This is a genomic window from bacterium (genome assembly GCA_021372535.1).
Lineage (GTDB): Bacteria > Latescibacterota > Latescibacteria > Latescibacterales > Latescibacteraceae > JAFGMP01.
Genome location: JAJFUH010000014.1, coordinates 1 through 9,196, shown reverse-complemented (window position 1 = coordinate 9,196; position 9,196 = coordinate 1). Strand labels below are relative to the sequence as shown.

Annotated in this window: 5 protein-coding genes; 3 read left to right on the top strand and 2 right to left on the bottom strand. The window is 56.0% G+C overall.

Annotation, left to right across the window (positions count from 1 at the left end; genetic code table 11):
* Positions 1-224: 224 nt before the first annotated feature.
* Both LLG96_01260 and LLG96_01255 read right to left on the bottom strand, forming a co-directional pair.
* Positions 225-1,691 (bottom strand): hypothetical protein, encoded by a 1,467-nt coding sequence (locus LLG96_01260; protein MCE5248826.1) that lies wholly within the window; start codon positions 1,689-1,691, stop codon positions 225-227.
* Between the two features lie 321 nt (positions 1,692-2,012).
* A complete protein-coding gene (locus tag LLG96_01255; protein MCE5248825.1) occupies positions 2,013-2,840 on the bottom strand; it encodes a PIG-L family deacetylase in 828 nt (275 codons plus the stop codon).
* 221 nt (positions 2,841-3,061) lie between these two features.
* Here LLG96_01255 and LLG96_01250 point away from each other — a divergent pair, with 221 nt between their 5' ends.
* The 3 genes from LLG96_01250 to LLG96_01240 are packed head-to-tail and all read left to right on the top strand — an operon-like array spanning position 3,062 to position 8,706.
* On the top strand, positions 3,062-4,483 hold the full coding sequence (locus LLG96_01250; GenBank protein MCE5248824.1) for an SH3 domain-containing protein: 1,422 nt from the start codon (positions 3,062-3,064) through the stop codon (positions 4,481-4,483).
* Between the two features lie 22 nt (positions 4,484-4,505).
* Positions 4,506-7,958, top strand: coding sequence for a hypothetical protein (locus LLG96_01245; protein MCE5248823.1), 3,453 nt, complete (start codon positions 4,506-4,508; stop codon positions 7,956-7,958).
* 13 nt (positions 7,959-7,971) lie between these two features.
* A complete protein-coding gene (locus LLG96_01240; protein ID MCE5248822.1) occupies positions 7,972-8,706 on the top strand; it encodes a 16S rRNA (uracil(1498)-N(3))-methyltransferase in 735 nt (244 codons plus the stop codon).
* Positions 8,707-9,196: the final 490 nt, after the last annotated feature.

Genomic DNA, 9,196 nt, shown 5'->3' with positions numbered 1-9,196 from the left:
GCCTCCGACTGACTTATCCTCCCAGACTCAACCTCTCCCACCACATGCAGCTTCAATACCTCCGTAAACCGCACTCCCATTCCCTCTTTCATCCTTGACTCCTTGTCCCTTCTTCTGTAAACTTATTTCAGGACAAGACACACGGCGAAGCCGAGGGGGATCAATCATGTTAGCTGATTTAACTGGATAACCGGATAACATTATCACGTACAGTGTTCCGCTCTCTATTCAACCCGCTCCGACTCGGGAATGTGAAGGTGGAATATTGCCGGTCTTCCATAGCCCGAACCCAGCTCTCTGGCCGTAAACCTGCCGTTCGTATAGAAAAAGAGAGATTCCCCTTTCTCGTCGAGTTCAACACCGTATGTTCCGCCGGGGCTGTATCCGTAGGTGTTCAGGTAGAAATCGTTGAGAAACGCGATGACCTTCCTGCGGCCGGTTTTCGTATCGTACTGGACAACCGGGGTGCCGTACTGATATGCCCGGGTGTCGGCGCCGGGAAGGTAATAAATATAGCGTTTTTTCGGGCTGAAATTCATGTTCGAGGTGTACTTGCCCTCTTTGCCCCAGTTGATGCCGACCGGTTCTGTGCGGTCTTCGTCGGGATAGAATTTGAACATTGCGCCCGACACATCGAAGCACCAGAATGCGCCGTCCGCGCCCCTGTCCTTTGTATGTGCGCGCATCGGGGTGATTTTTCCGGTGACCGGATTGGGCGGAACTGTCGCCTTCATGATGGTAAATTTGTTGTTCCGGCGTTCGTAATTGACAAAATGCTGCTCGCCGCGGTAACGGTCGACGAGGGTTTCGCCGGGATACATCTTCGAGTCGGTCGAGTATATGATTCCCGTGTCACGGTCGAGGAGCACGCCGCGCTCGTACCAGGTGATGCCGTTTTTCGGTGAGCCGCCGTAGATCATACGCTGTTCTTTCGTATCGTATGCGATCACGTAGCCATTGATCGAGCCGACGCCGAACAGGAGCCTGCGCTCCCAGTCATAGGCATAGTACGGCCAGCTTTCGCCCTCGAGGGGGATGCCCATGTTTTCGGTCTTGCCGGAAAAAATGTTGTAACGGATGAGCCAGCTCCCCCGGTAAACCGTATCGAGCTCCTCCTTGGTCGGCATAGGGCCGAAGTACGAGAGCAGCCACATCTCGCCGCCGGGACCGATGTCGGGGTCGCCGTGGAACTTGCCATCGCCGAAAACCTTGTCAGAGTAACCGACGACCTTTTTGAGATCGACCACGATGCTCTGCTTTTTCTTCGACGGGTCATACCTGATGATATACGCCGTCCCGCCATACGACATGTGGTTGCCGATGGAGAAGTAAAAACAGCCGTCCGGGCCTTTCGTCACATCGCCCCAGCCGCCATAGACGCCGCCTTTTACCGAATCGAACGAGGGCAGGTACAACGGGTCGAGACCCTGGACTATGGCGAAATCGACTGTCGGGGGCGTTTTCGCCACATCGAAATCCATGACCTCCGGGTAGTCTTTCGGGATAGCGATGAACTCCGGCGAAGTATCGGTTATCATTTCCGCACTGCGGAGTATATTCTTCCTGTCGTACTTCTTTTCCATTTCCCGCTGTTCATCGGGGGATTTGAAGGCCGGCGCCGGGCAGACGGTGGGATAGAGCGTGACGACCACGAGCACGATGGCGGATACAAGTAATTTTGGTTTTATCATATCAATGACTCCTGATCGGGCCAATTCACGAAATTCAATGGAACACTGATTTTCGCGGATCGGGCGGATTTACACTGATTTGTTTTTTTTATCTGACCGATGTAACATTGTAGGGGTAATTCATGAATTACCCCTACGCCTTGCCTTTGTGGTAAAATATTTTCATGAATAACTATCATGACCATATATGATCACAACGAATGATGAAAACGTATTCTGGCTCCATATGGATTCCCGATTAAAGATTCGGGAATGACGGCATTACGGGAACTCCCGGCACGAGGCCGGGGTTTTCGTAGATGTATTTTCAGATAAACCGGGCTAAATAAGATTTCGTGGCTGCCCCGCCGATGGCAGAAACGGGAACAGTTCCCGGAGTTCGCCGGGCGATGGCCGTGTGCCGTACTCGCATACCTGGAACGCCTCGATCATTTTTATCGTTTTCGCCCGTTCATGGCCGTACATCACCGCCGTCTCCGCAGTAAAAGGATTACGCATCCAGTCACGGAGCCACCTGTCGAGCCAGGCGCGACGGGCGCTCTCCTCCGCAGGAACGGCATCGAGCGTTCCCATAGTCCAGGGCAGCCACTCGTAGAACTGCGAGGGCATCATGTGGAGCGCCTCGACCTTTTTATCGAACACATCGTCCACCGGCACGATTATATCGGGTCTGAACGGCTCGGGAGTCCTGAATTCGTCCTGCAGATAGAGGTATACCGGGTTTTTCCTCAACGCCGGCGATTCCGGGCAGACATTGGGCACGATGACGAGGTAGGCGGTGTCCTGCACGAGGATGCCGGTGTTGCGGTGATCGGGATGGTAATCGCCGGGGCGATGGCTGAAGACCATGTCAGCCCGGAAATTCCGTATCTGGCGGATAAGCTCGCCCCGTATATCGATGGATGGTACGATCTCGCCGTCGTGAATGTCGAGAATCTCCCATTCCACTCCGAGCATGGTATCGGCGCATGCTACTTCGGCGCGACGTCGTTCGGCAAGCTCCGTACGCTTCATTTCGTGATGGCCAGCATCACCGTTCGATACCGACACGAATTTCACCCGATGACCCGACCGTACGAATTTGACGGCCGTACAGGCGGCAAAGAATTCGCAGTCGTCCGGGTGAGCGCCGATTACAAGAATATTCATTCGACATCTCCCTGGTTAAATATTGATAGTTAAAAACTACGGTCGATGCAACGATAATTTCCCGGAAAAGATGTATTCCTCATAAAAACACGTTACTTTATCAGGATATCGATACAATGCCTCGATTTTTCAGGGAATCTTCAAAATACTTGATAAACGTCCCGTGTTTTGATACTTTTTACAGGCGCGCAGTATATGAGAATGAACAAACGGAGGAAATCATGAAGCACAGAATCATGGTGATACTGTCAGTTGTCCTGGTCATGTCGGGCGGATGCTCGGTCATAACCAGAATGGGGATTGTAAAACCGCCTGTCACACCCGCGACACCCGGGTCTTCGCTCGTTCCCGCGGAGGGCCCGATTCCCGGGGTACCTCCCGAGGTGGAATACTCGGAATACTGGATCAGAAACGCCGCAAATCCCGACGATATCATCATGACCCCCGAACAGATCGAGGAATTCAACAAAAACAATCCGCTCAACGGAACATACATTCTCGATGTGCTTTCGCTTCCCCATGAAAGCGTCGGCGGAAACGCCCGCGACTATATCGCGGCAAACGCCCGGTATCTCGCCGACAGCGACCTTTATGTAACCGGCGATATTCCCCTCGAACAGGCCGATCGTCAGCGTATCATCGCCCTCATGGATACCACCCGCGTGCCGGATATCATAACGCTCAGATTCGGCGTCATGCTCCGCCGTGTGGAGGGAAAGGTCTGGCCGACCACCATACCGCTCATGAAAACCCCCGGCGACAACGAATTCGACGAGGGCATGGTCTCCACAGTCGATATGGGAGAGCCGGTCGCCCTGCTCCACGTGTCGCATGACGGGCGATGGTCGTATGTCCAGCATGCGCTCTATACCTGCTGGGTGCCATCGGATGCGGTTGCGTTCGGCGAAATCGAGACGATACGTGAGCTTACCGAAAAGGACGCGTTTATCGTGGCTGTCGGCCACCGTGTCAGCATATTTGCCACTCCCGACAACGAGGCGGCCATCGGCGCGATCGGAATGGGGGGCTGTCTCCGTCTCAGCGCGGTCGGCAACGATTACTGCGCAGTGCTCATCCCCGGGCGGGGCGAAACCGGCGAGCTCGTGATCAGAAAAGGCTTTGTCCGCCGTGATTCCGGTATATCGTTCGGATACCCGTCATTCACCATCAGGAACATCTACCGTCAGTGTTTCGTTCTCTACGGGCGTCGATACGGCTGGGGCGGCATGTTCGAGGAGCGCGACTGTTCGGCGTACGTTCTCGATGTGTTCAGGTGCTTCGGATTCCGTCTCCCCCGCAACAGCAGCAGACTGGCGGAAGCTTCCACGGCGATCATATCGCTCGACGGTATGGATCGTGAAACCCGGACTCAGGCGCTTATCAATTCTCCGGGCGGAATTTCCATCCTCCGCATGCCGGGGCATGTCATGATCTATCTCGGCGCTGTCGACGGAAAACCGTACATCATCCATGATTTCTGGTCATGGCACGAGACCGGGCCCGACGGCGGCACAATCATACACCGCGCGGCGCGGGTTGCGGTGACCGACCTGCTCTTCGGCGAAGGCTCGACTCGCGGCGCCTTTATCGACCGTCTTACCCATATAACGATAATAGGCAATTATACAATCGTGAATCCATAGAATAGCGAAAGGAAGAAATTCAGTGAGAAAATCGGTAGTTTACAGCGCTTTCATCGTGTCCGTCCTCCTCATGATTGCCGTGTGCATGACTCCGGCAGGAGCCGAGCTCCGGCGGTCGGTGGTGTCGTATCATATGTCGTTCGACAACCGTGATTTTTTTGACGAGGATTTCATAGAGATTTCAGGCAAACTGTCCGTCGCCGACCGTAAGATCGATTTTCCCGAGGGCCGGTACGGCAAGGGAATCAGGATGAGTTTCATTCCCAGTCCGCCGGATGACAACAACATGTCGGGCATAGATCTCGACCTCATCACCGCGGTGATATTCAACACGCGCCCCGGCAACACGATGGGGTACAACGAGCCGTTCATCTGGGGAAGCGGCAGATGCAATCCCCGTCTCGGAGCCGCCGCGTTCTGGGCAAAGGGCGCGCCGCCGTTCGCCTGCCCGCTTTTCGAGCAGACAACCATCGCGTTCGGCCGGCTCGAGCGCGACCTGCTCGGTGTGCTTGTCGGCGGCGACAAAAAGCTGTCCGCCTACATCCGCGATGCCCGGTATGTCCGTCACGAGCTTAAAACCAATGCGGTCTGGGACCCGGACAGATGGAATCATGTGGTGTTCAACTGGGACTGGGCGAACGGGCTGGAACTGTGGCTCAACGGGGAGAAAATCGCCTCGTCCTGGGGCACGGACGGCTGGTTCGAGACCGTGCTGCCGGGGCTTTTTCATCTTCCCGCGCCGGGATTGACCTACGATGAGCTCTACCTTATGGATCGTCCGCTCTCCAAATCGGAAATCGAACGTCTCATGAAAAAAAACCGAGCTCCCGGTGACGAATCGCCCGTTTACAACCGTAAAAAACCCGATGACGCCCGTATCGCCCGCTATTCCGGCTCCGACCGGAGCGACCGTCTGCCCGTTGTGACTCCGGTATCGGGACTCTGCGCCACGGAGGTCTGGCCCTGCGACGCCGCGGACGGTCATATACCGGGATGGTACATCATCGACGGCCGTACCGAGATGGCATGGCCGCACCCGTACGCCTTTTTCACCATCATCCCCGGCGATGCCGACTTCCATGCAGAAAAGGCCGACATAACGACGCCGCGGGGTACGCCTGTCAACTATGTCGGGCTTACCGGCAACCTCACCGATGTGAAGGTACAGGCGGGCTCTCCCGGAATGGACGATACCGAGGACCTGTTCGACGTTCCGGCGGGAGAGCGGTTTTTCTACGGCTCGACCATCACCGCGACCGACGGGGCGACATTCAGGATACCCTTTACGGTCGGTTACGGCACACCGCCGGGATTCGAGGGCGATGTTGTCCGGCTTCCGCAGTCCGGCGAAAAGCGTATCCACAATATCGTACTCTACCATATGGGCCCCGCCGCGAAGGAAATCGCAGGCGAGCATTGCACCGTCGCCCTTTCCGACGGCGCTCTCGACAAACGGTATACATTCGCCGTTCATGCGCTTACCTCGCGGGACGAGCGTAAAATCGCCATTGCCTCGTCCGGAGAGGCGCGCGGCGGGAAAAAAACGGCTGACATCGGCGCTTTCAGCCGCCTGAACATCATGAGCGAACCCTACGAAAATCCCATCGGGATAACCGAGGTCACCCTCTCGCTGCCGCTCAAAACCATGAACAGTGAGGAAGCGCTCTACGTCCGCGTGCACGACCCCGCTGTTCCGTCGCGGCTCTGGAACCAGTTCGCGGTTAGCCTCAAGGGATTCGACAAAGGTTTTGAGATTCTGAAGCTCACCATCGATTTCCACGACCTCGTGGTGACCGGCGGCGACCGTCTCTGGATCGATCTGGGAACCGCCGGGCCATGCAGGATTCAGCTTGGCGACCGTAAAAATCCCGCGGAGTTCTTCGTTGCAACCGTGCCATCCTACATGGCTGTCGATGCATACGCGGACAAGGAAATTCTGTCGGCGAAAACCCAGTATTCCAAAATGTACGAATTCATGCCGTGGCAGTTCACCAAACGGACGGTTAAACTCGAGGAGCCGTACTGTTACGGCGGGCCGTTCGACATCATCCTGCCGGCGCTCGCGATCAAACGTGTCAAGCCGGATCACTTTGTCGCCAATTTCATGGAGCGCATGAGCGGGCCCGAGTTCAAGGACGGTCACCGCATCGATGTGAGCAAGGCTCCGCTCAAGGTCGTCGCCCGTCCCCTCAAAGAGCCGGAATGGGCGTTCTTCATGCGTGATTTCAACACAAGACGTCACGCAATCGCCGACTGGTGGGTCAAACGCCAGAACCCGGACGGCCAGGTGGGCGGTGGATGGAACGACGACACCCTGTTCATCAGCTTCCATCAGGCCGACCTTCCGCTCGACGGCAACGACAACGCCCGGGCAATCATCGATACGGTACACACGAAATTCGAGAAGACCGGGCTGTTCAAGGATGGGTACTGCCGTATCTACCCCATAGACCGTATGCACACCGGCGATTTCATCAGCGAGCGGTACAATACGGTGGTCAACAACCTCGGGCAGGCATACGCTGCCGAGCGCGAAATGGAATCGGCGTGGCGGCTCGATCACCCGGACGAGACCCCGGTCAACTACGCGCAGGGGATAGCCTTCAGGACTTCGGTCAACGTCTTCAGGTGGTACTGGGGACAGGATATCCCGAAAGAGCCGTACGTATCGAAACCAATCGGCGATCTGACGAAGGAATTTCAGCTGTATGCATCGCTCCTCGATGATTTCTATTTCTACCGGCTCACCGAATCGAACGTCCACCGTGACGATTATATCCCGCACGGCGCCATACAGATGTACACGTACATGCTCGGGGGAGCGCGCGGGGCGCGGTGGGACGCCCACCTGAAGCTCGCGGTCATGTGGCCTTCCGGCGGCGGACCCGATGTGGCCCGTGTCATCGTGCGCGCCGACAGCACATCACTCGAAGCGCTCTGCTATTCCTTCGATACCGCCGAACGAAATCTGAACATGCGCCTCTGCCGTATCGACGACGGCCGGTACAGGATCGGCCTCTATGAAGACCCAAGCGGCGCGGGAAATCCCGGCAAACCAGTCTGGGAGACCGAGCGTAATCTCAGGCGCTTCGATGTGGTGACGCTGCCCGTGCCCCCGGAGACACCGCTCGTGATCAGAATCAGGCAGATCGAGCACCATGACCGTCCCGCCGAGCTTCCCGACCTGGTCACAGACCCGTGGGATGTGACCCGGAGCGGCGCCACGGTTACCGCTGTCGTCCACAACATCGGCAACGGCGCGGCAGAGAACGTTGTCGTCCGGCTTTTGAATGGCGAGGACACGATTCAGGACAAGACCATCGCCCGTCTCGATGCGCCCGTCGATTTCAAGGCGAAGCGCACGACGGTGACCTTCGGGAACGTACCGGCGTCACGGAATCTCAGGGTTGTCATCGATCCTGACAACGTCATCCCGGAGATTCTCGAAGAAAACAACCGGGCTTCCGTACGATAGGGGAACGCCTGCCATGCAGAACTTTATCGCCGACAGCAGGGATTTTTCCGGCTCAACGGTGACACTCAGGGGCGAAGAGCACCACCATGCCACACGTTCGAGCCGCGTAAGACCCGGCGAGATTATCGGCGTGACGGACGGCCACGGAAGACGTGTCATGGCCCGTATTCGTGCAATCGACAGCAAGACGCTCACCGCGGCGGTGGAACGGGACCTGAGCAGCGAGGGCGAGCCACCGGTCAAAATCACCATTGCGCTCGCACTCATCAAGCCCGCCCGGTTCGAAACGGCGGTGGAAAAATGCACCGAGCTCGGCGCGCGGCGGTTCATGCCGCTCATTACCAATCGTACTATGGTAAAACCGGATACCATAAAGATCGACAGGCTCGAACGGATAATTCGCGAGGCGGTGAAGCAGTCGGGGCGCTCGTGGATACCGGAAATCTCCGGGCCGATCGGACTGGAAACGCTCGTGAAAGACTCGCCGGGGCCTGTTCTCGCTGCAGTACAGTCGGCGGAGATAACCATGGAAGCCGCTCTCGAACGAACCGGCGGCACCGGAAAGGCCGGAGAACTCACAATAGCAGTCGGACCCGAGGGAGATTTCACCGGCGAGGAAATCTCCCTCCTGACCGCTGGAAGAGCCGTTCCCTGCTCTCTCGGCGGGCTCACGCTCAGATCGGAAACCGCCGCAATCACGGCCTGCGCGATTGCCTCACGGTGGGCGGCCGGTCACAAAAATCATTGAATCCCTCTATGCACACTATTCATTTGGGATCGATCCAAACTATGACCACGATGACATGAATACACAAAGAGATAGAATACCGCGCTGCGCAGTAAATATTTTCTGTTCGATTGTCATCCGGTAGTACAGGTTCTTTCTTCTCTTCGGCTGTCGATTCAAATAAAGCCGCAATACTCTATTTTTCAATATGTTACAGGCATAATCCACTTATTTTCCCCGTCCAGACCGAATCGTTTCCATGACTAATTTTAGTCATTTACAACCTCGTGTTTAATTCTTATCAATATTAATAAATACACGAATGTGATCGAACGGAATGAATTCGATTACGGCTGTTCGGTCGTTTTCGTTATTCCGGTGAAAATACCCCGACACGGAGTTGCAGCTTACCGGCAAGCAGTGGAATCCTTTCAGAATTCCATAGTTCAGGTATACCCCCGGTAGTGATACCGAATAAGCAGTACGGATTTGTGATTTTCTGCTTTCCGAC